We start from the raw sequence: 21,345 nt of genomic DNA on the forward strand, positions 1-21,345 counted from the left end.
ATCAAAGGAGAAAAAACGAAAATGAAACAGGGAAAAAAATTCACATTGATTGAATTGCTGGTCGTTATTGCGATTATTGCCATTCTTGCTAGCATGTTGTTGCCGGCATTGGGTAAAGCGAAAGCGAAGGCGATCCAGATCAAGTGCGTAGCCAACTTCAAACAATTGGGTCTGGCCAATGCGATGTATGGTTCGGATTACGATGATTGTCTGGTGCCGGCAGTGATGGATTTGGACCGTGCCGCGCTTGGTAATTACCTATCGCGCAACATGTGGGTCGGCCAGATGTCGCCGTACACAGGCGGCGATGCCGAATATGACGATACTGATGCTCGGGCTTACAAGGATCAGATTGGTATTTTCCATTGTCCGGCGACCAGCCGCGACGGAGTGGGATGGTGCAATGGGAACAGTTCCTATTTTGGCAACATGAATGTTATGGGTTGGGATTCCAGCAGGCCGGGCCATAAGGCAAGCGCGATTTATTATCCGACCCAGTGCTGGATGATACGCGATAATTGCAGTGGCGGCTACGGTCCGGCCGGTGCGTGCGACGAGGGATTTTCCGGGACAGAAGGCGATCGGGGGGACTGGCATCCGGGCGTCAGCACCAATCTGCTGTGGGTAGACGGCCATGCCGGCAACGTCAAGTGGCATGAGTTGTATGATCAGCGTTACGTCTGGGGATTAAATCAGAAATGAAACATCTCTTGCTGTTGCTTTTACTGGTACTGACTGCCTGGACAGCCAGAGCCGGAGTTTATGTCGACTCATTCGAGGACGCTTCCGGCCTGGATTCCGCCTGGTGGCAGGCGGAGGCCGGCGCCGTGCAGTTTGAGGACGGCCGGTTGCTGCTCAGCGGCCGCGCCGACGGTCCGCGGGGAATCCTGGAATTTCAGCCGGTGCTGCCGGATGACTATGAACTGCAGTTGGAATTTCAACCGTCCGCTTCCCACTTCGACGGCTATGGTTTTACCGTCAGTGCCCGATCCGAAGATTGCCAACATCCCGGTTGGTATGTCGAATTTCTCGGCGGTCAGGTGGCGTTTTGGGGACAGCGTGATGGCAACTGGGAACATTTCAGCGGCGCCAGAATCGACGATTGGCCGGAGCGTCTCCTCCGGCTGAGCGTCCGTAACCTCGGCGACCGGGTGGAAATCTGGGTGGAAAAGCTGCCGTCGGCAGGCGAAGACGCCGACGACAGCGATATTTTCGAATACCGGCCGGAAGGACAGGAGGATACCGCCCGGATCGTCTGCCGGACAACGTTCCGCCACGATACCGGAGCCGGAACCCGCCTGACGCTGGAATGCAGGAATGCGGTCGATATGACCGCCTATCTGGACAATTTCAAATTCGGAGGAAAATTGGTGAACGATTCCGCACATTTGCCGCAACCGGCAGCTGCGTCGGCCGGTCAGATCGCCTCGTCGCAAATCGAAGCGCAATTGCAGCCGGACGGCCGGATTTTCTTAAGTAGGCCGGGTGCGGAAAAACCGTTCGGCAGCCTGTTGCCGGAAATGCAGTCTCTTCCGGATTTCGCGGCGTTGCCGATGGTATTGACCGAAAACCGGGTGGCCGATGGCCGGATCGAACAGCGCTGGCAATCCGGTGCGTTCGAATTGCGTTTGACTGCCGTCGCCGAGGAACAGCCCTGGGTGAAAATCTCCACTGCGGTGGCCAATCTGACCGATCAGGCCGGCCGGGTCCGGGTCATTTACCGGTTTACGCCGACACCGGAAAGCGGTCTGATGACCGATTTGATCGCCTTCCGCAAAAAGTGGATTCATTATACGCTGCCGATCGCCGATAAAATCGGCATCTTGCGCCGGATTCATGAGTGGACCTGGGGAACGGTGGCGTTCAGTTATCCGGAAGAGATGATTCACGACCAGGATATTTATGAAACCGATCCGATTACCGGCGCACTGGTGCAGGCGGCCCGGACGCCGGTCGATGCCTATGTGCCGCTGGCGGCGGTGCACAATGACCACAGCGGACTGGTCATGACGGTCGACCCGCGTTCGGCATTCCTGTTCGACGCCGGAGCAGAGGGGATTTCGGTCGGGCACATCTATTATCTGCCGGCGGAGCAGGGTTTCGTCGATGACGGATTTTTCGACGGCAGCGGAGAAGCGACTTATACCGTCTATGCCGGTTATCCGGTTGCCAATGACTGGGGGCGCCTGTGGCGTGACTACTATTGCGCCCAGAACGAGTGGCTGCGTTCCGGGCCGGAACCGGTGACGCTGATTACCGGCGAAGAATTTCCGGATGCCGACCAGTCGGCCTATGCCGGCATGCTGCGTCGCGCCGGCGTCAACAGCATCGGGACCGGAGTGGTCAACATGTTCAGGCATGAAGAAAAGGTGGCGGATTTCATCGCCGCCGGAACGATCGCTGAGGCACAGCAGCAGGGCTACCTGGTACCGCTGTGGACCAATATTTTCATGGCACCGGATTTGGACGGCCATGGTAAACATTGGGACCCGCAGCTGGATTACCGCAATTTCAAGGACGCCTGGGTACTGGGCGCCGACGGCAAGCCGCTGCCGAACTGGGACGGCTTCCTGTGTACGCCGTCGCCGAAGTATTCGTTCGGGCAATTTGAATTCAAGCGGCTGACCGACTGGATGACAAAATACCATTTCGACGGCATATTCCTGGATCTTTACGCCTTCAATCCGGATGTCGACTGGGGCCGGCGTTACGAACACTTCCCGTTCTATCCGCTGCAGGTAGCGACGATCGAATATTGCAGGCAGCTCTCCGACTGGTGCATCGCCAACGGCAGGATTTTCATCCTGAACTGTCCGCATCCGTCGATGATGGTCTGGCATCTGGCCCATAATTTCCAGGGCGACACGCTGGGGATTCGCGGTCATATGTCGATCGTTGAAAAACTCGCCTGTGCCGCTGCCGGACGGTCGCATACCCTGCTCGGCGTCATTGAGAGCGGCAACGGTTCCGGCCAGTGGCTGAAGGAGTCGATCGGCGCGGTGTTCTACGGGGAAACGCCGTCGCCGTGGCGGCTGCTCAAGGACCAGTCCGACGCCGAACTGGCCGTCATCGGTGAATTGTTCGGGCGCAACCGGCGGTTGATCGACTGGGTCGGGCATGCCGATATCCGTGGCGGCGACCTGGACCGGGCGCTGTGGTTTGCCGGTCCGGAAGGGCGAAGCGGTTATGTGACTTTGGCAAACCGTTCGACCGATCTTGCCGTCCGGCAGGTATCGCTCGGCGAGCGGGTCGAATTGGCGCCGGGCCGTTACCAGGCGGTACTGTGGGATTTGGTTTCGCCGCCGGTAGTGCTGGCCGAAGGGGACGAGTCGCTGGCGTCACGGAAGTTCGAAGTGATCCTGGCCCCTGAGGCGGTGCAGGTCCTCTGCTTTGTCACGCCGGAAATGGCCGGACAGTTGATCGCCGCCGGTCGGTGACGGGCGAGAAAATCAATCACGGTCCGGCGGCAGCCGGGCCGATCGAGAGAAAAAGTATGAAGATTATTTATGTTTGGTTTGTCTGCATCCTCCTATGGGGTAGTACGAGTGGCGGCACCGATTTTCCGGCTCCGGATGGGAAAGCGGCCGGCGTCGTTTCTTCAACGCGGATCGAAGCGCATTTGCAGCCGGACGGCCGGATCTTTCTGGCCAGACCGGGCGAGACGCCGTTCGGCAGTCTGTCGCCGGTTATGCAGTTGTCGCCGGATGCCGAAGCGGAAAAATTGCAGTTGGTCGCCAATGCGGCGACCCGACAGGGAATCGAACAGCGCTGGCGCGATGCCGGCGGCCGGTATGAATTGCAGCTCTCGCTGGCGGTACCGGATCAGCCGTGGGTGAAAATAACCACGGCGGTAAAAAATCTGACGGCGGAAGCCGGCCGGGTGCGGGTGGTCTGGCAACTGGTACCGACTCCGGAACTGGGAACCCTTACCGACTACATCGCCTTTCGCAAGAAATGGCTGAAGGAGGTGCCGACTATCGCCGGAACGTTCGCCGGGGCCGTCCGGGAATCGTTCAACTGGACCTGGGGAACCGATCTGTTCTGTTGTTTCGCCGAAGAGTTCGGCCGGGAAAATGTTTATGAAACCGACCCGATTACCGGGGCGATGGTCTTGACGCCGCGTTCCGGCGAAGAGGGCATTCTGCCGCTGGCCGCGGTCGGCAACGAACGGGGCGGGCTGGTGCTCTCCGGCAATCCGCGCGCCGGTTTTCTCTTCGGCGCGTCTACCGGCGGCCTGTCGGCCGGCCACATTTATTACCTGCCGGCGGAAAAGGAGTTTGTCGACGGCGGTTTTTTCGATGGCGACGCCGAGGTGACTTACGACCTCTATGCCGGGTACCCGGAACGATTCGACTGGGCTTATCTGTGGAAACAGTATTATTGCCGGCAGAACGAATGGCTGCGTTCCGGTCCGGAACCGGTGACATTGGTGACTGCCGAGGAGCTGCCGACTCCGGCACAGCCGGCGTATGCGGCGGCGATCGAATTTGCCGGTGTCAACAACCTGGGAACCGGCGTGTTGAATATGTTCAATCGGGAAGAACAGTTGGCTTCCGTCGCCCAATCCGGTGCGATCCGGGCGGTGCAGCAGGCCGGTTACCGGGTGCCGCTGTGGACCAATATCTTCATGGCGCCGGATCTGGACGGCCATGGCCGCCATTCCGACCCGGCGCTGGATTACCGCAATTTCAGGGATTCCTGGATAGTCGACAGTGCCGGCAAGCCGCTGCCGAACTGGGACGGTTTCATGTGTACGCCGTCGCCGCGCTACTCCTTCGCCCGGTTTGAGTTCAAACGGCTGACCGACTGGGTGCTGAAATACGACCTGGACGGCATTTTCGTCGATTTTTATGCGACCAGCACCGGTGTCGACGAAAGCCGGAAATATGCGCATTTCCCATTTTATCCGCTGCAGGTGGCGATGATCGAATATACCAGACTGCTGTCCGACTGGTGTGTTGCCAACGGCAAGATGCTGATTCTGAATTGTCCGCATCCATCGCTGATGGTCTGGCATCTCGGCAATAATTTTCAGGGCGATACCGCCGGCGTCACAAGCCGGATGGCGTTGGTGGAGAAGTTCGCTGCCGCCTCGGCCGGCCGGACTCATACGCTGCTCGGACCGCTTCGCAACGAGAACGCCGGCTCCGGCGAATGGCTTTACGGTTCGATCAACGAGATTTTCAACGGCAACATTCCCAGCCCGTGGCGGCGTCTGGCCGGTCAGCCGCCGGAAGAGCTGGCCGTCATCGGCTGGCTGTTCGGCCGCAACCGCAATCTGGCCGAAGCGGTGGGGACCGCTGAGCTGGCCGGCGGCGATCTGGATCGCAAACTCTGGTACGCCGGCCGGGATGGTCGGAGCGGCTTCATCACCCTGCGCAATTTGACGCCGAATGTTGTTCAGGAGACGGTGAAGCTGGCCGAACGGGTGACGCTGCCGCCCGGCAATTACCGGGTGATCCTGTGGGATCCGGTTTCGCCGCCGGTGGTGCTCGACAGCGGCGATGAAACGGTGGCGCAGCGGGAATACCGGCTGCTGATTCCGCCGGACCGGTTGAAAGTGCTCTGTTTTGTCGAAACGGATACGGCCGCCGGATGGCTGGAATCCGGCCGGCAGCCGGTTCCGGCATTCGGCAAACTGGCCGAACCGGCCAAAATGCCGAATTGACGGGATTTATGGAGTTCTTGCAATCAATGGAAAATAAAAGGCTGGCGAAAAGGAGCGATAACGAGGAAAAAAGATGGCGCAATGAATCAAAATGGACCCGGTGCAGTTCGCCGCCGATGGCCGTGCCGCGGTGCGGATCAGCGCGACACCGCAAACCGTAACCGGAAAAAAGACCGGTCTGCTGCCGGTGTCGGTCAATAAATCCGCTCCGGGCTTAGAAATTATCCTTAAATAACCGCAAGTTTCTATAAATAATCACGCATGCCGCCAGTTGAAGCAAGGCTTCATATGCGGCATGTGTTTTTTCAAAACGCCCCAGAAGTTTTCTGAAGCGATTGAACCATGAATGGGCCACTTCCACAATCCAACGTCGAGTTTTATAACCTTAGCTTGATTGCAATTCTCTCTTCTCCCCGCGGTCTGATGTGCGGAATATATCGGTACGCCTTCATAACTTCTCCAGAGCCGGTATAACCGGCATCCGCACAAAGATTCTGCTTGGTTCTTCTTCGCGGCTTTCTCATTCTTGCGCTCAAAATGGCATTCACTTGCGTAACATCATTCCGATTTGCTCCGGTTACGACTATTGACAACGGGATGCCACGCTCGTCTACGAGAACGTGACGTTTGGTCCCATTTTTTCCCCTTGTCAGTGGGATTGGGACCTACTGCTTCCCGGGCCAATGGGGCTTTGTTCATTGCTCCGTCGATACTTTGCCAACGCCAGGAAATCCCTTCCAACTCATCGTATTCCGCCAAACCTTTCTTCCACAATTTTTGAAACAATCCGGCTTTCGACCAGCGCTGAAAATAACGATGTATGCTGCTTGAACTCCCGTATTCGCGTGGAAGCGCCTTCCATTGTATTCCCGTTCGCAAAACATACACGATACCCTCAAACACTCGACGCGCTTCCAACGGTTTGCGTCCCGCTCCGCGACGACGCTGATACTCTTGATTGCTATCACGCCTTGCACGGGGAATCAAAGGTTCGACCTTCGACCAAAAAGCATCAGAGACTTCCCACGAATTCATTGCCATATTCACCTTCCTAGTGTTTGATGATAACATAGCAATATTTTTCATGTTTCAAATGTTATTTAGGGATAAGTTATTAGCACAACTCGCTCGGCCTCGGTGAGATTGGCGCCGTTCCTTGACTCAATCAGTAACTGACAGTATTCGTGTTCCGCCGAAGATGTAATATAGTATTGCTTCCTCAATACGCACTTGAATTCATCCGAACAGCCGTTGCAGACATAAGGCGGCTGGGATAATTTCGGACAAATCTCCTCATGAAACCCGGGACAAACATGATTGCAGATCTTGCCGGCACTGCATCTTCGCCGGCACCTTCTGCCGCTGCACAAATGCCAAACATCACAATTCAGGCGGTGAATGCAGCGATTCGATATACGCCCTGACGCTCCTTTTTCACTCGCTTGACGGTGCTTCAACACTTCGCGGGAAATTGTTGTTCGCGACTTGCCCAACTGCCGGGCAATCTGCTGAAGAGATCGTCCCTGGTGAAGCCAGGCTTCAATCTTCAGACGATCCGATTCTGTTAGATGCGACACTTTCTTTTTCCTCCTGATTCTGCTTGTTACGCCATCGCATTTGTCAAACTAAACGCTCCCCCTCCCCGGGGAAGGGGGGAATGCGTGGCCTTTTTGACAATATCAAAAGGATCATTATCTGTAAAACTCTTTTCCGGCAGACTAAACGCAATTTATTCTATTTGTCAAACTGAATGCAGCCTCCTTCTTTGCGACAAACTAAATGCAACCTGTCTATTTTCTGCGGTGCGTTTACTTTTTCAATTGACCCATTAAAAAAAATTTTGTTTTTTTCAGTTTGCCTATTGCTTTTTTTTCTTTTTTTTGCTATACTTGTATTTAGTAAAACGTTTCACTGAAAATCCGGCGTCCTTTTCAGAGAAAACGGTTGGATGGAGTTGGTAAAACGTTTCACTGATTGTCGGCGGTTGTGCGGTCCATAAACATGGTGGTAGTTGTCAAACAAAGTAAAAGGAGTGCCAAAATGAAAAAGAGATTCACACTTATAGAATTGCTGGTAGTGATTGCTATTATCGCAATTCTTGCTTCGATGCTGTTGCCGGCATTGGGAAAGGCGAAGGGCAAAGCGATGGCAATAAAATGCCTGTCTAACTTGAAACAGATCGGTTTGTCGTCTATACTTTACAGTGACGACAATAACGACAATCTGATCCAGACCCAGGCGGTCGGCGAATATCTCGATATGTGGGCCGCCTATCTCTGCCGGGAATACGGTGCGAGCGAGGAGCTGATGCAATGCCCGACGGCGGCCGGCGACAATATGTGGGGCTGGAAGGAGAATCCGAGCAAGGCTTATATCAAGGATTGGAAATTGAACACGGTCGGCGGCGGTTACGGCGCGCCGGAATATGCGGGTTACGCGCTCAGCGCCCGGGCGGGCGGGCGCAAGATGTCGAGTCCGCCGGACAATGGTTACGGCCCGTCGGAAATCTGTTATCTGATGGAGGGCAAGCTGTGGTATTTTCAGGTCTATAGCGCCGAGCAGGCCCAGGGTTGGTTCGAGGATGTCGACGTCCGGCACGACCGGCAGCAGGGGATGCTGTTCCTTGATGGCCATGCCGACCGCGACAAATACTCGGGCGATTGGGGATATGTCGGGCGTTATTGCCTGGAGACTCTGTGACCGGAAGCGAATGAACAGTTGACCGCCGGGGGCGGAGATGGAATGTCGATTTCGTGCCCGGCCTTCAAAATACGGGAATGGCAGTGTCCGGTTGCGGGGGATGAAACCGCCCCAGGAGAAATTGTTATGGAGCTTCCTCGGCCGCCGGGCGGGATGGGAGCAGGAACGCGAGATGTGAGAGGAGTTTTTTCGGTTGTGAACGTCACAGTGGAAAATCCGCAGAAGAAAGTCAGCATCGTTGATATCGCCCGGCTGAGCGGCGTATCGATCGCCGCGGTGTCGGCGGTATTGAATGACCGGCCGAATGTCTGCCAGGCGACCCGGGATCGGGTCAAGGAAATCATCCGGCGTTATCAATACGTGCCGCGCTCGGCGGCCAGGGCGTTGTCCAGCAAGCGAACCTACCAGATCGGTTTCCTGTTGTCGTGCAAAGTGACGCTCGGCTTGTCCAACAATTATTTTTCGACGATGCTTTCCGGCGTTTACGATGTTTGCCGCAAGCGCAAGTACAATGTCACCGTCGCGACCTATGATATGACCAATATCCGGGATTTTATCATCCCGACGACGATCCGGCAGCATGACTTGGACGGCGTCATCATCGCCGGCATTGCCGACTTGCAGATTCTGCGTGAAATCCAGCGGACCAACCTGCCGTTCCTGACCATTGAAGGGGATTATCCGGAGGATATCCTGTGCGTCAAGAATGACGATGCGGTCGTTTTCAGCAATGTCCTGTCGTTTTTTTATGATTTGGGCCACCGAAAGCTGGCGGTGCCGTTTTTCTATCCGGAGACCAAGCGGGTTTATCTGGATGCCCAGGCGCGGGGATTGGCGGAGGGCAGGCTTGCGGATTTGGAGCTCGAATACTATCGTTACCGGGGAGATGACTTTGCCTGCGGCAGCGAACTGGCCGACGCCTGGCTGGAGACCGACCGGCGGACCCGTTTTTCCGCCATCGTCGGCAGCGATCAGTATTGCGCCGGCTTTCTCGGCCGAATCATCCGCCGGGGAGCGCGTTGCCCGGAGGATATCAGCATTTTGGCGACGGAGACGTCATTGAGCCGTTATTGCACGATTCCGATGACGACTTGCGATGCCAATGTATTCGGCCTCGGCCAGGAGGCGGCGACCCATCTGCTGAACTTGATCGAGAAGAAGAATTCCGTCAACAAGATAAAATCGCTGTTGCGGAGCAACCGCTTTTCCGGCAGGATTATCATCCGCGATTCGACGGCGCCTTATCTGCCGTTGGCGGAAGCCGCCCGATAATTTTCATGACGCTTGCCGAGGTGCCGTCCGGAAAGACGGCGGTATGATTTTTTACTAAAAATAAATGGAGTAATATTTTGAAAAAGTATTTTTTCCCGGCATGGTTCGCCGGTTTTCTATTGTGTCTGTTCTGTGCCGCCGGCGGCGACTATGCGGTGACGCTCGATGCCCGCGGTGCCGGTATCGCCTATTGGACGGATTTGTCGTTATTTTCCCGGTTGATCGTAACCGAACCGCCGTGGGGAAAAGAGCACTATTTTTATTCATGGACGACGCCGACGACGGTGACGCGCAACGAACTGCCCGGCGGCGCCTGTCGCCTGACGATGAAGCCGCTCCGGGAAAATGAAGTTTTCCGCCTGGAAGAATATTCGGCCGAAGTGCAACCCGACCGGGTGATCATTCGCGTCGAGGGAGAACTGTTGCGGGAAGAGCCGGTACTGGTTGAATATTCGATGCTGATGATCCCGGTCCTGCTGATGCGCGGTGCAACTTTTGACGGCATCCGGGCGGACGGTCGGCCAATCGAGGGGAAAATTCCGCCGGAAATTCAGCCGTATCCGGTCAAGCTGGCCGAAAATTTGCGCACGCTGAATCTGCATAGTGAACTCGGCGAACTGCAGATCAATGTGAAGCACGGGGTGCCGTTCGACCTGAGTGACCGGCGCGGATACGGGTTCGACGTCAATTCCGAGACGGCGACGCAGGGATTGTTGGTCATCAAGCAGTCGGAAGTGGAAGCGGGTGAACGCTACTCCCATGAGCTTGAAGTGAGTTTCCGGCCGTCACCGGGGTTGCGGCTGGCGTCGCCGTTGGAGCCGCAGAGTGCCGAAGCGTTGCCGGCGCAGCCGGAAAAAGCATTGGTCACAGTGCCGGAGCGCCGGCCGCCGCTGCTGCCCGGCCCGAAACAGTGGACGAAGACGGCCGGCGTCTATCGGCCGGCGTCCGGTGACGGACTGCGGCTCTTCGGCGACGGCCAGACAACGGAAGAGAGACGGAAGCTGGCGCGGGCGGCGGAACGAATCCTGGTGCGGGACCTGGGACTGCCGTTGTCGGCCGGCGGCCGGGGCGGGGTGGAAATTCATCTGACCGACCGGCCGGTGGCCGGTTTGACGGCGCCGGAGCAACCGGAAGGTTATGCGCTGCGCGTCGGCGAGGATGGCGTGATCGTCGTCTCGCGCAGTGACCGGGGGGCGTTCTACGGACTCCAGACGTTGCGCAAACTATACCGTGACGGCGGTTTTCCGGGCGCCGAAATCATCGATTGGCCGGATCTGGCTTGGCGGGGCGTGCTGATCATGGTCGACGAACATTCACCGCGCGTTCATGGCGAATTGATTGAGAAGGTCCTGGCGCCGATGCATTTCAACCAGTTGTACATCGAGTGCGAATACGCCGCCTGGGATGCCACCGCCGCGGTCCGGCAGCCATGGGCCATCGGCAAGGAAGATCTGCGGAAGCTGGTCGAACTGGCCGAGGAGAATTATTTGGAAGTGATTCCGCTTTTTCAGACCCTGGGGCACTGTGAATGGCTGTTCAAAGGCGGCCGGAATCTGGAAATGGCCGAAGATCCGGCCCGGCCGAATGTCTACGATCCGTCGCATCCCGGCGTTTATCCGCTGATGGAGGCCGCATTGGAGGAAGTGCTGAACGTTTTCGGTCAACCGAAATTTCTGCACATCGGTCATGACGAGGTTGGTCAGGAGTATGCTTATCCGACCCGGCCGCACAATATCGCCAAAGGCGGTGCGCAGGTCATTCTGGACGATGTGAAATTCTATTATGACTTCTGCCGGAAACACGACCTCCGGATGATGATGTGGCAGGATATGTTTGTTGCAAGTTACTACACTGAAGACGGGAAACGGGATGACGGCTTCTTTGGGTTGGGCAAACGTCTTGAAGAGCTGCCGAAGGACATCGTTTTCGCCTTTTGGAATTACGAGACGACGATCAAGGAAGAGAATATGTCGAAATTGCGCCGGCTCGGCTTCGACGTTGTCGGCAGCACCTGGTTCGGGCGGGAGAACAACAGGGTGATGGCGGAAGCCTGCCGGCGGACCGGCGCGCTGGGAATCATGGTCACCACCTGGGCCGGTTATCATGGCTTCGACCGCTTGTATGAAGAAGCGTTCGAGCAGGTGGCCGGTTATCTCTACGGCGGTGCCCGGAGTTGGAATCTGGCGCCGGAGGCCAACGATTTTGCCGGCGGAGAGGTGTTGTACGATCTGCTACAATTGCCGCCGGATCCGGCAGCGCCCGGCGTGACTTTCGACCTGTCCGGGGTCGCCAATCTGGCTTTGAATGCCGACAATCGGCCGTTTCTGCTCGATCCGATACTCGGTTTCGACCGGCTGCTGAAGGTCGATCCGTCCGGCTGCAACGTCAAATTCCATCTGTCGGAGCGGGACGGACAGCCGGCGGCGGTGGCGCTGCGTTCCCGCTGTAATCCGCCGTTTCCGGAAACTTCCGGCGCCATTCCGGTCGGTCGCCGGATCGGAAAATTCTTCTGGCTGCATACGTTCCGCGATCTCGGCAGGAACATCGCCGCCGGCACGCCGGTCGCCGAATACGTGATCTGTTATGAAGACGGCGAAACGGTGACGTTGCCGGTGCGCTACCGCCGGGAAATCGGATTGCCCACCGAGGATTGCAATCTTTTCCTGCCGCCGGCGCATGCCCTGCAATGGCCGGCGGACGGTGAAACGGTGCGCTGCTGGTATATGAGCTGGGAGAATCCGCATCCCGAAAAGGCGGTTCAATCATTCGAATTGCGGGCGGTTCCGGATCATTATCCGTTTTATCTGTTAGCGGTCAGTGCGGCGGACGCGCCGGGCCGGTAAACTGCGGCGCTGCCGGAATGGTTTCCGGCAGCGTTTTTTTTTGTCCGAAGAAGCGCGGAAGAACGGTTCTCCCCGGCGAGGCTTCAGCGGTTCAACCGGGCCACCAGCCCCGGGATCGCCGGTTCGAATTCGACGCCATACCAGGCGTGGCCGGGGGAATTCATGGTGCCTTCGATGCAGTCAACCGTATAATCGGCCGCCAGCGCCAGCGCCCGTTCGAGTGAAAAGCCGCGCATCAGCGCGCCCACCGCGGTGCTGGAAAAGATGTCGCCGGTCCCGTGGAAGGAAACCTCGATTTTCCGGTGGAAGTAGCTGAAGAATTCGTCTTTTTCGGCATGATAGCCCATCACGCCGAGCTCGTCCGGTCGGAAGCTCACACCGGTCAATACCACGCTCCTGGCGCCCAGTCCGGCCAGACGTTTGAGCCGCTCCCGGATATAGTTTTCGTCGTAGCCGCCGGCCTGGTAAGGGAGGTCGAGCAGGAAGGCCGCTTCGGTCAGGTTCGGGACGATCACGTCGGCCCGGCCGCAGAGTCCGGCCATCGCCCGGGCAAACTCCGGTGTGAAGCCGGTATAAAGTTTGCCGTTGTCGGCCATGACCGGATCGATGAAAACCAGAGTGCCCGGCGTTTTGAAATTGTCGATGAATTCCGAGATCAGCTTCAGTTGTTCGAACGAGCCGAGATAGCCGGTGTAAATGGCGTCAAAGCCGATTTTTTCCGCCTGCCAGTGGGCGGCGATCGGCCGGATGTCGTCGGTAAGGTCGCGGAAGGTGAAGTCGGGAAACATCGTGTGAGTCGAGAGCACTGCCGTCGGCAGCACGGCACATTCGACGCCCATCGCCGAAATAATCGGCAGCGCCACCGTCAGCGAACATTTGCCGACGCAGGAAATATCCTGGATGGTAACAATTCTTTTCATTTTAGCTTCCTCTCCTGAGCTTTTAGTATATCATTCCAATTCGACCGATGCAAATGCTGAGAAAGCAAAGCCGGCAAGCAGGCGCGGCGGTTTTACCGGTCTGAAGGTTTTAGCTGGAATTCCAGTTGGCAGTCGCATGGCTCCGCCGCCGCCAGCCGGGAGTTATATTCCTCCGCCTCCTTGCAGCCCATTGCCCGGTAAAACGCCTGGGTTTCCCGGGCGGAATGGGCGGAAATATAAAGTTTGTCTGCGCCGCGCCGTTCCGCTTCGCCGCCAATCCGGCGGAACAGTTCCCTGCCGATTCCGCCGCCGCGTTTGGGATAGGTGACATGGAGGCTTGACAATTGCAAATAGCGGCGGTTCCTGCCGAATAACTCGTTTTCCAGCGCGGCAAAACCGACAAGCTGATTTTCCTCAAAGGCGCCAATCACGGCGCCGCCGGTCCGGACGGTATTCGACAGGCATTTGACCAGAACGTCGATATGCTTCGGCTCCCAGTCGTCGATAAAGGCGATGTCTTTCAGTATCCAGGTGTTATTTTCCTGGCGCCAGCATTGTTTGACTTCCTGGTAACGGTCGAAATGTGCGAACAGCGACGGTATCAGTTGCGCCGCGGTCAGATGACGATAGCTGATCATACGATGTCCTGAAATTGGTAAAGCTCTCTGAAGTGACGACGGGAGATAATATAGCGCCGAAACCGGAAAAGTCGATGGAACGATTGGAAATCCGGACCAGACCGGACTGCCTGAAGATTCTGGTCGAATGATTTGATTCACGCTTGAGAACCAGATATGACGATATTGAAAGACATTGCCGGTTCCCGTCCGGATTTTCTGCCGATTTCGCTGTCGTTCCGGCCGCCAGCTTTGGGCGTGAAAATGATATCGCCGGTTGAAATCCACTGGTCTGGCAGAGCATCTTCCGCAAAGCCAAACCAACCACTTTCAAGCTCAAAAGCCAGTGTGTTCATCATACTTGTGTTTCGAAAAGAATAGCAATCAACCGGATGATCCTTGCCATCGGCGACAGTTGTTAAAGAAGACTTAACGACTGAATCGCTCTCCAATTCATTGTCTTTCAGTATCTTTGACGCATGGCTGCTAATATTGGCGACGGAGGTGGCAAAAAGTTCTGCAATCTGTCTTTGGTTCAGCCGAACCTTGCCGTCACGGGAATAGAGACGAATATCGCTCGCCCCATCCGCCCTATGATAAAGAATGATTCCGTTTGCCGGAATGTCTTTCATGATACCTTGTTTTCGCGTTTGAGTTTTCCTGTTAATATCGTTAACTTCAATTGATATCGGCATTCGATTACTTCAAGCCCTCTTTGTCCAGCATTCCGATGAATTTACGGCGTGGTTTGTATTGCAGGCGAATAGCGAGGATTTCCTGTTGAAAACGTTCTCTTTCTCCGGCTGCCGTCAGATATTTCTGATAGAGTTTCAGCAAACGCACCGATTCGGCATAAAAACGGTCGCCGACCTGAGGCAAATATTGGTCAAGCGGCCTTTTGATCAACCGCGCCGAGGCTTCCGGCCGGGTTTCCGCTATAGCGTCCGCCAAACAGTAAAGGGTCTGATGCGCACACAGGCCACCTTCCGCAACTTCCAGCGCCTGCGGATAGTCTTTTTCACCAATCAGGATGTTCACCATCTCCGTACGGGCGCTGATCGCCTGATCGCCTGAAGCGAGACGGTTGCGCAGAAAATCCAACGCTTTGGCCAAATAAACTTTACTCTTATGGCAGTAACGGGCGGTCGAACGCAAAAACTCGTAACCGTATCGGCAATCGGGGTAACGTTCAAAACAGTTCCATGCCAAGGCAAGCGCTTCTTCTTTCCGGTCGCATCGGATGAGTTCGTTCACCAGAGCATTCAAGATATCATGATCTCCTTTGAAGTGATCATGTGCTTTTTGCAGCAACGGCAGTATCTCGTCGTAACGATCCAGACGGAACAACTGCCTGCTCAAGGCTAAAACCTGTTCCGGAGAACTTTGATTTTTCTGCAAAATTTTCAATTCCAGTTCTTTATCGCAATTAATCCTGGTACGTTGCAGCAACCGCTTTTCAATCAATTCCCGCTTATGGGAGGTTCGCGCTCCCATCGGCAGTTCCGGCATTTCTTTCCACTGGCGTTGCGCGATTTTTTCCCAGGCATTGACAATCCGTTGGGGCGCGTCCATGAAATAACGTCCGATTTTTCCAAGCGCTCCCCATGGATTTGCCGCTTCCCATTCAATCATATTTTCCACAATTTCCAGAGGTTTGCCAGCACCTTTCGTTACCGCGTCGAAATAGAACGGCAACAGCTCGCCGATCAATTCATCGAGTCCATTTTCGTCATCACCGCCTTCCCGCTTAAGCGCCTCTTTGATCGCATATTCCGCTAACTCCAGCATCAATGACGAAGGCACACGCTTCATCGTTTGGGTCAGTTGTCCGAGTTCCTGCCGAAGCTGTTCGAAATTTTCATCGATTTCATCTCCTTCGTCACCATAGCAGTCGACATAACTGCATTCTTCCGCCAGCTCCAGCAGATGGTCGATCTTCTGCAACAACTCCCGGCGCAGGGAGTCTGGATCGTCCGGCAGATAACTCATCCGGAAAAACTCCAGTAAATCGGGATGAAGCTTTGCCGCTTCGCTAAGCAACGTCATCAACTCCTCTTTGCTCTGTGCTTTCAGAAACGCGGCAAGATCGAATTTACTGCGTTTCCCGCTGGTCGGCTGCGGCGTTTCAAATCCTTCGATAAAAGCCAGTCCGAGTGCGACCAGATGCTTGCAGAATTCACCGTCGTCACCGAGCGGACAACTGCATTCTCCGGAAAACCAGCCGTTCCCATCCGACTCAATCGAACAATGATAGAACCGGCTCCCGGCCACCTTGCCCTCAATACGTCCATCATTCAAATGCAGCGTTTGCACTTGCCCGGCTTTAAAATAGTCCAGCCCACGCTTGAAATAGACGTCTCCAGCTTCCTTCCGCAGATTCTGCCGGGTAATCAATTCTTTCAAATTATCATGTTCACGGCTCATAAATTATCTTCTTTATCTTGATGCATTTGCTCTTGAATCCGAATCTTTTCCAGTTGTTCTTCGAAATACTTGTCGGTCAATACGGCACCGTCATGTTTCGCGCGCTCCGCATCCGTGCCCGGCTTTTGATCGTGTACTGCTCCCCGCTCTCCGGCGGCCCGCCGCTGGAAGCGACATAGGTCAAATACGCTGCAGCGGAAGTGCGAATTGTCACCGCTTTTTTCATTTTTTATTCACTTGAAAACCCTGTTGTAATCATTTTTTTTTTGCCTTCCACTCAGGCAAGGAATGGCCTTCTTACAGAAATCGGCCGCTGGGTATATTTGTCATAGCACCACTCCACTGCGTCACTTTCCTTCTGGACGGTCAACCTCCCTTGGGATATGGTGTATGGCAAAATCGAATTCCATCTCCCGAAATTCCCCGAGATGTTTCTTTGGGCGCAATCTTTTATTCATAACATACAAAACTCTTTTGGTCGCCAGTAGCGGCATATCTCCATTTGGGGACAATTGCCGGAAACCAGTTTATGTTTGGCAGCTTATCTCGGATACAATACCATGTGATTGGCATTTTTTAAGCGACTTTCGGCAATTTGGCAATAAATTGTCCGGTAATTTGGCACGCTTCCTAAAAACGGATCGTGTCGCTTTGGGTGAAAAAAGATAGTTGCCGTGTTCGGTAGCGTCCGTTATTTTGCGCACATTAATTTGCGTTTCAAACGGTAACGTCCGCAAGCGGGGAACACGAAGTTCCACTTCTCCGGCTTTCGTCAGGAGTTTACGCTTGTAACTTCCCGCCCGCGTATCCTGACGATCCGGACTGCGCTGATACTTCGATGCCTGACAGATCGCATCAGCTTCTGCGTTTAACAATGCATTCAGCGTGCTTCAACGGATTGACGCACCAACCTGTCCAAATGATCCCGGATCCCTTTTCCATCAATTTTGATTGTTTCACAGATTGCCTTTTCGTTTTCAGGCGCTATTGTTTTCCTTTCTTTTGATTAAAGTTTGGTCATTATAATCAATCAGAGAACAGGCCGCTTTTCAAATTTTCCAACTTTCAAATGTGCGCAATTTTCCGGACGTTATCCACAAATTTTAAACAATCAAGTCTTTATTTTTTTTGATTTGATGTTAAAAATTGTTATTTTTGCTCATTACGGAAAATATAAAAAACGTACAATAATGTCAATACTAAATTAATAGTATATGGATAAATAGATAAAAACAACGAATTGATAACAAACGTAAATCTGTAAAAAAAGAATACAAAATTGACGAAAAAGAGAATAGCATCAGACAAATTAAAAAAGAATACAAATATGAATATAAGAATATTATTACGAATGATTTTAATATGTTTATCTTTTTGCTTTTTTGAATCATTGTATAAGTTAATAAAGCAATGATCAGTAAAATATTTTGCATCATCCCATAATGTTTTGGAATATAATTATTGACCGAAAAAACCGGTTGTGTTTTTATTAAAATTAAAAAACAAGCAAAGATAAATAATAATTTCACTTTAGACTGATATATTTCTCCAATCAGTTTAAAATCAATGATAAAGTATTTCATTATATATTACCTCAAAAATTCAAGGAAAAATAATTCTGTCAAGGACCAGTATGTTACTCCCATTCAAGGGTTTTCTGGATGATTTATGGGGGAACACATTCTTCAATTATTTGCTGAAAATAATATAGGTACAGCATTAAAACCAATAGTGACTGGCAAATCAAACGTTTCTACTACTTCTACTCGCTGACCAATAAAAGTACTCATTGCCCCCATAGATGCATCGCTGAAAGGACAAACAGCCTGTGCCTATAACAGCTTGAATATTGCATAAATTATTCCAGAACAAAGAGATAAAACCTCGATAAAGTATTATATTGTAATAGCTTAAGTTACATTATACCCCCGAGGTCTGCCTGCAACAAAATGTAGTGCATCAAGTCCGTTCTTTCAAGGTCCGGCAAGGAGAAAAATAGAATTCAACTTCGATGGCGGCAATATCAGCAGCGATGGTGGGTTGCTTTTTATGAAGGAATTTGATCGCAAGTTCGACTTGATGCGCCGCGCGGGGAACTTATTGACCTCTTTCGATATTCGACAGTCCGGCAAAGTGAAACACTCTTTTCCGGACCTGCTTCGGTAAAGAGTGTTTGCGCTGGTTGCGGGCAATGAAGATTTCAATGTCCATCATGAATTACGAAACAATCCGTTGATTCAGACCATTGTCGGTCGTGACCGGCCACTCGCCGCCCCGAGCACTTTGTGTCGATTTGAAAACGGAATGGGAAGCCTTGTTCCCGGCGCAGTTTCACGAATGCGTTTCCCGACAGCTTCACTGTCCGGCAGTTCTGTCTTTGCCATGACAGTCTCCTGTATTATCGTTGTCGTTCGGGATTAATATGCCATCGTTTGATCGATGGTCAAATGTTTTCTTCCCGCTCGGGATTTGTTTTATGGCGTGTTCGGTTGGTTATAACGTTTTCATTCGGCTGTTTGTTAATCGCAAGGATGCCGCAGAAAGTGTTTTCACAGGATCGACACCTGACAAAATTGACAGAAGGCGATAAGACGCAAGTTTGAATCTCGTCTGCGGCTCCGTTCATATTGTTTTTATAATGACCGGAATGGCAGAGAATAACATTGCTGATTATTAGTAATTTACGACCTGTGCCTAAAATCGGAGGTGACACAGGTCGTTTCCAAAAAATCTGAGCAGTTGAGCAGATTTGGCGGTAGAAGGGTGTCGGCAGTACCTACATCCTTGCGATTTTGAGTAGGTTTGAGCTCAAAGTGTAGGGCGGAAAACAAAAAAGCCAGTCACCTGGACTGGCGTATATACAAAAAATGGTGGCAAGACCCAGAATCGAACTGGGGACACAAGGATTTTCAGTCCTCTGCTCTACCGACTGAGCTATCTCGCCACCGGAATCGAAATCAACAGTTCGCTGTTGACGTTTTTTAATAAACATCGAAAATGGCGAAAAGCAAATTTTGATGATGAAAAAAACAGTTTTTTTTGAGGCTATTCACGCTTTCCAGGCCGTTTTCTTGCTTTCGCGGTTGCTTTCAGCGGCCGGGAGGGTAATTTATAAATCTATATGTAAACAGTGATGCAACCGGAAATGTCGGGAATGGTCGAGAGGGACAGGCTGCACATGTCGAGCCGTGAATTTTTTGAGAATCTGGAACAATATTTTTTGAAGCTGATCATGGGGCGGCAACGCCGCAGCTATACGGATTATGCAATGATTGGGGTGATGTTTTTCGCCTCGCGTTTCTACCGGATGGCGACTCAGTTCCGCATCTGGCTGTATGACAAGCGCATCGTCCGCAACCGGGCGATCGGCTGCCTGGTCGTCAGCATCGGCAACCTGAGCTGCGGCGGCACCGGCAAAACGCCGGTCGTCGAAGTATTCGCCCGGACTTTGAGCCAGAAGGGACGCCGGGTGGCGATCCTGAGCCGCGGCTACCGCAGCAAAAAACGGACCTGGCGGGAGAAAATCCGGCAGAAATTCAGTTCCGAAAAGATGGAAGTGCCGCCGAAGGTGGTTTCCGACGGGGAGAAGCTGTTGCTTGATTCGGCTTACGCCGGGGACGAACCGTATATGCTGGCCCGCAATTTGAAAGGCGTCGTCGTCCTGGTGGACAAGGACCGGGTGAAGTCGGGGCTTTACGCGATTGACGAATTCGAGACGGACACGCTGATTCTGGATGACGGTTTCCAGTATTTGCGCCTGAAGCCGCACATCAACATCGTTCTGGTCGACACCACCAGTCCGTTCGGCAACCATCATGTGCTGCCGAGGGGAACGTTGCGGGAACCGGTGAAAAATATCCGGCGCGCCGATTATATTTTTCTGACCAAGTCGAACGGCGGCAATCAACTGCGTCATTTGAAATCGTTTCTGCGCCGGCACAATCATCGGGCGGAAATCATCGAATGCTGCCACATGCCGCAATATCTGGAACACGCTTTCCAGCCCGACGACAAACTGGAACTGGAGCATCTGAAGAATCTGAAAGTAGCGGCGATTTCGGCGATCGCCAATCCGTTGAGTTTCGAAAATTTTCTCGAGGGGTTCGGCGCCAAATTGACATTGCGGGAGCATTATGCCGACCATCACCGTTATTCCGAGACGGAAATTGAGATTTTTGCGCATCAGGCGAAGCTTTCCGGCGCCAGAATGATCGTCACGACGGAAAAGGACGCCGTCCGGATTCCGGCATCGGTAAAAACGGAGTTGCCGATCTATTTTCTGCGGATCAAAATCGATATCCTGAGTGGGCAGGAAAATTTCGATCAGTGCATTTCCCGCATTTGTTTTCTGTCGGACTGATCAATCCTGCAGTGCTTTCGGCTTGTCGAGGATGAGCTGCAGTTTCATTGCCGTGCGCCGGTGATGTCGCAGAAAGTCGGCCGTACTGCCGCCGTACGACTCTTCCGTCATTTTGTCGTCAACCGGTGAGAAGGCTGACGATGGAGGCGAGGTCCTGAACGGCGAAGCCTGCAACTGCTCCAATTGATCCTGCAGTGCAACCGTTTGATTTTCAATGTCGTCGATGGCTTCCTGGGCGACCTCCGGCTCGATGGCGTCCCAATCCGGCTCCTCCGTCATTTCCAGCGGCCAGGCCGTCCCGGCCTCCTGTTCGTATTCGTAAGACGGTTCGTCGGTTGCCGCATCGGTCCAATTGCCGTCGGTTTGATCGTCATTGGCGGACTGGGCTTGCCGTTCGTGCTGGCGCTCTTCCAGTCCCTTCTGGTATTCCCGGCGTTCTTTGTATTTGCGGTGCCATTCGTAAAGTTTGTAGGCGCCGATTGCCACCACCACCAGAAAGCTGACTAGTTCTTCCATTGTATGCTGATCGGGACTCTTTGCC

At 53.6% G+C, this 21,345-nt stretch carries 16 protein-coding genes, 1 tRNA gene and 2 pseudogenes; 9 read left to right on the forward strand and 10 right to left on the reverse strand.

The genetic code is table 11. The features are described from left to right. The first annotated feature begins 21 nt into the window (after positions 1–21). The 4 genes from HWX74_RS07070 (at position 22) to HWX74_RS07085 (ending at position 5,903) form a co-directional block, all read left to right on the forward strand. Positions 22–702, forward strand: a complete 681-nt coding sequence (locus HWX74_RS07070; protein WP_176012877.1) for a type II secretion system protein — start codon at positions 22–24, stop codon at positions 700–702. Further along, positions 699–3,437, forward strand: a complete 2,739-nt coding sequence (locus HWX74_RS07075; protein WP_176012878.1) for a hypothetical protein — start codon at positions 699–701, stop codon at positions 3,435–3,437. The genes HWX74_RS07070 and HWX74_RS07075 overlap by 4 nt, the downstream gene beginning before the upstream one ends. 56 nt (positions 3,438–3,493) lie before the next feature. Further along, positions 3,494–5,668 carry a hypothetical protein gene (locus tag HWX74_RS07080; RefSeq protein ID WP_176012879.1) on the forward strand — a complete coding sequence of 725 codons (2,175 nt, stop codon included), beginning with the start codon at positions 3,494–3,496 and terminating at the stop codon, positions 5,666–5,668. Between the two features lie 91 nt (positions 5,669–5,759). Then, a complete protein-coding gene (locus HWX74_RS07085) occupies positions 5,760–5,903 on the forward strand; it encodes a hypothetical protein (protein ID WP_176012880.1) in 144 nt (47 codons plus the stop codon). Here HWX74_RS07085 and HWX74_RS07090 read toward each other — a convergent pair. Beyond that, positions 5,883–6,709: pseudogene (locus HWX74_RS07090) on the reverse strand (IS5 family transposase). The gene HWX74_RS07085 and the pseudogene HWX74_RS07090 sit on opposite strands and share 21 nt — an antisense overlap. 59 nt (positions 6,710–6,768) lie before the next feature. Then, on the reverse strand, positions 6,769–7,245 hold the full coding sequence (locus HWX74_RS20635; RefSeq protein WP_176012881.1) for a helix-turn-helix domain-containing protein: 477 nt from the start codon (positions 7,243–7,245) through the stop codon (positions 6,769–6,771). A gap of 463 nt (positions 7,246–7,708) precedes the next feature. Between HWX74_RS20635 and HWX74_RS07100 the strand changes: the two genes are divergently transcribed. The 3 genes from HWX74_RS07100 to HWX74_RS07110 all read left to right on the forward strand — a co-directional run bounded on the left by HWX74_RS07100 (position 7,709) and on the right by HWX74_RS07110 (position 12,483). Beyond that, complete coding sequence (locus tag HWX74_RS07100; RefSeq protein WP_217704884.1) at positions 7,709–8,368, forward strand: type II secretion system protein; 660 nt, start codon at positions 7,709–7,711, stop codon at positions 8,366–8,368. A 195-nt stretch (positions 8,369–8,563) separates the two neighbouring features. Then, entirely contained in the window at positions 8,564–9,640 is a 1,077-nt protein-coding gene (locus HWX74_RS07105) for a LacI family DNA-binding transcriptional regulator (RefSeq protein ID WP_176012883.1), read from the forward strand. 77 nt (positions 9,641–9,717) lie between these two features. Then, positions 9,718–12,483: a glycoside hydrolase family 20 zincin-like fold domain-containing protein gene (locus HWX74_RS07110; RefSeq protein ID WP_176012884.1), complete on the forward strand. Its 2,766-nt coding sequence runs from the start codon at positions 9,718–9,720 to the stop codon at positions 12,481–12,483. 83 nt (positions 12,484–12,566) lie between these two features. On the opposite strand, the gene HWX74_RS07115 is transcribed toward HWX74_RS07110, so the two are convergent. The 6 genes from HWX74_RS07115 to HWX74_RS20640 form a co-directional block, all read right to left on the reverse strand. Further along, a complete protein-coding gene (locus HWX74_RS07115) occupies positions 12,567–13,403 on the reverse strand; it encodes a pyridoxamine kinase (protein ID WP_176012885.1) in 837 nt (278 codons plus the stop codon). Positions 13,404–13,495: 92 nt separating this feature from the next. Next, the gene (locus HWX74_RS07120; RefSeq protein WP_176012886.1) at positions 13,496–14,041 is read right to left on the reverse strand and encodes a GNAT family N-acetyltransferase; all 546 of its coding nucleotides are present in this window, start codon (positions 14,039–14,041) and stop codon (positions 13,496–13,498) included. A gap of 137 nt (positions 14,042–14,178) precedes the next feature. Continuing rightward, complete coding sequence (locus HWX74_RS07125) at positions 14,179–14,652, reverse strand: hypothetical protein (RefSeq protein WP_176012887.1); 474 nt, start codon at positions 14,650–14,652, stop codon at positions 14,179–14,181. A gap of 67 nt (positions 14,653–14,719) precedes the next feature. Further along, the gene (locus HWX74_RS07130; protein WP_176012888.1) at positions 14,720–16,444 is read right to left on the reverse strand and encodes an SWIM zinc finger domain-containing protein; all 1,725 of its coding nucleotides are present in this window, start codon (positions 16,442–16,444) and stop codon (positions 14,720–14,722) included. Between the two features lie 76 nt (positions 16,445–16,520). Further along, a complete protein-coding gene (locus HWX74_RS07135; RefSeq protein ID WP_176012889.1) occupies positions 16,521–16,670 on the reverse strand; it encodes a hypothetical protein in 150 nt (49 codons plus the stop codon). A gap of 301 nt (positions 16,671–16,971) precedes the next feature. After that, entirely contained in the window at positions 16,972–17,319 is a 348-nt protein-coding gene (locus HWX74_RS20640) for a transposase (RefSeq protein ID WP_176012890.1), read from the reverse strand. A gap of 1,120 nt (positions 17,320–18,439) precedes the next feature. Between HWX74_RS20640 and HWX74_RS20645 the strand changes: the two are divergent. Beyond that, positions 18,440–18,865: pseudogene (locus HWX74_RS20645) on the forward strand (transposase). 447 nt (positions 18,866–19,312) lie between these two features. Here HWX74_RS20645 and HWX74_RS07155 read toward each other — a convergent pair. Then, positions 19,313–19,388, reverse strand: a tRNA-Phe gene (locus HWX74_RS07155). A 210-nt stretch (positions 19,389–19,598) separates the two neighbouring features. Between HWX74_RS07155 and lpxK the strand changes: the two genes are divergently transcribed. Continuing rightward, on the forward strand, positions 19,599–20,804 hold the full coding sequence (lpxK, locus tag HWX74_RS07160; RefSeq protein WP_217704885.1) for a tetraacyldisaccharide 4'-kinase: 1,206 nt from the start codon (positions 19,599–19,601) through the stop codon (positions 20,802–20,804). On the opposite strand, the gene HWX74_RS07165 is transcribed toward lpxK, so the two are convergent. Next, a complete protein-coding gene (locus tag HWX74_RS07165; RefSeq protein WP_176012892.1) occupies positions 20,805–21,320 on the reverse strand; it encodes a hypothetical protein in 516 nt (171 codons plus the stop codon). Positions 21,321–21,345: the final 25 nt, after the last annotated feature.

This window comes from Victivallis sp. Marseille-Q1083, from assembly GCF_903645315.1.
Classification (GTDB): Bacteria; Verrucomicrobiota; Lentisphaeria; order Victivallales; family Victivallaceae; genus UMGS1518.